The 1,181-nt window shown below is 74.5% G+C and carries 1 protein-coding gene and 1 pseudogene; one reads left to right on the plus strand and one right to left on the minus strand.

The window, feature by feature from the left end; all coding sequences use genetic code 11:
- Positions 1–579: pseudogene (locus O3Q52_RS53300) on the plus strand (hypothetical protein); the annotation flags it as partial.
- A gap of 14 nt (positions 580–593) precedes the next feature.
- Here O3Q52_RS53300 and O3Q52_RS53305 read toward each other — a convergent pair.
- Positions 594–1,181 (minus strand): alpha/beta hydrolase (locus tag O3Q52_RS53305; protein ID WP_269655576.1); only part of this gene is annotated, 588 nt, incomplete at its 5' end.

A 1,181-nucleotide genomic window follows, 5' to 3' on the forward strand; every position in this document is an offset into this window, starting at 1 on the left:
GCGATACGGCCGCGCGCCGATGCACCGCACCAGACGCCGCACGCTGATCCACGAAGATCGGGGAGACAGGACCTAGGCCGGGCGCAGTACGCGCGTACGGTACGGCCCGCGCTGGGCTGGCGTGCGTCCTGGGTGCCCGGCGCCTTCGCCCCGGACGAGCCCGCCTGGGAGGTGGGTGTCCTGAACGGCGGTCCGCAGCACGCCGTGGTGGAGCGGGTGGAGTACCGACTCGTACCGCACGACGGGGTTCCCGGGGCCTGGACCGACCACGCGGGGCTGCTGCGGGAGCTCGCCGCGATGGGGCTCGTGCACGGCAAGCACTACCGGCAGATGCTCGTCGGCGCGGGCTTCCCGCTGCCGGGCGCCACCGGGTACGAGACCGCGCCCCACGGCGCGTACACCCAGCGGTTCGTCGACGAGGTCGACGAGTTGCGGCTCCGGCTGCGGGTGACGGACGCCGTGGGCGACAGCCATGAGCGGGTGATGGACCTGATGCGCGGGGCGCGGCTGGAGCGGCCGGGGGCCGCGGGGAGCGGGCTCATAGTGGGGCCCGGGGGGGTGAGCCGGCCCCGGGCATGAGGTGGTGGCCCGGGTCAGGCGTCGGTCCGTGGTGTCGCGCACAGCCAGTCCAGTACGTCCGGGAGAGCCTCCAGGGCTGAGAAGTGGCTGCCCTTCGGGTCCAGGACCGGGCGGGCGCGGGGGATGCGCTCGGCCAGCCACTCGAAGTGGCCCACCGGGGAGAAGGTGTCCTCGGCGCCGTGCCACAGCAGCACGGGGCGGGTGATCTGCGCAGGGTCGAAGCCCCAGTGGCTCAGCAGCGCGAGGGTGTCGTCGAGCCAGCCGTAGGCCGACTCGCGCAGCGCCTCACGGTAGTTGCGCAGCAGCATCTCGCTCACGGCCGGGGTGGAGACGATCCGGCGGTCGGCGTCGGTGAGGCCGTCCTTGATCGACGCGAGGAGCTGCGCAGGGTCCGCGCGGATCGCGGCGGCCCGGGCGGCGAGCCGGTCCGCGAACTCCAGGGGGTCGGTGAGCGCCTGGGTGAACTCCTCGACGTTGGACCTCGCCATCCCGTCGAACCAGTTCAGCCCCTCGGCGACGGGCGGCGCGAGACTCGCCATCGCCGCCACCCGCCGCACCCGCGAGGGCAGCAGCGCGGCGCAGGCCAGCGCGTGCGGGGCACC

The organism is Streptomyces sp. ActVer (genome assembly GCF_027270795.1).
Taxonomy (GTDB): domain Bacteria; phylum Actinomycetota; class Actinomycetes; order Streptomycetales; family Streptomycetaceae; genus Streptomyces; species Streptomyces umbrinus_A.